1 pseudogene is annotated in these 296 nt (G+C 55.4%); it reads left to right on the top strand.

What is annotated here, in order from left to right:
* A pseudogene (locus ACFVYJ_RS13725) lies at nt 1–296 on the top strand (cell division protein FtsA); the annotation flags it as partial.

The raw sequence follows: 296 nt of genomic DNA, 5'->3' as shown, positions 1-296 counted from the left end.
CTGCATATCTTGCCGCAGGAGTACGAAATCGACAGTCAGGAAGGCATCAAAGAGCCACTGGGCATGTCCGGTGTGCGGCTGGAAGCCAAGGTGCATCTGGTAACCGCGTCAGTGAACGCGCATCAGAATATCGAAAAATGTATCCGCCGCTGCGGTATGGAAGTGGACCATGTGGTGTTGGAGCAGCTGGCCTCCAGCTACTCGGTGCTGACCGATGACGAAAAAGAGCTGGGTGTCTGCATGGTGGATATTGGTGGCGGCACCTCGGATATCTCTATCTTCACCGGTGGCGCTAT

Origin of the sequence: Pontibacter sp. JAM-7, assembly GCF_048548695.2 — a bacterium.
In the GTDB taxonomy this organism is placed as follows: domain Bacteria; phylum Pseudomonadota; class Gammaproteobacteria; order Pseudomonadales; family Balneatricaceae; genus Neptuniibacter.
This window is presented reverse-complemented; position numbering and strand designations above follow the sequence as displayed.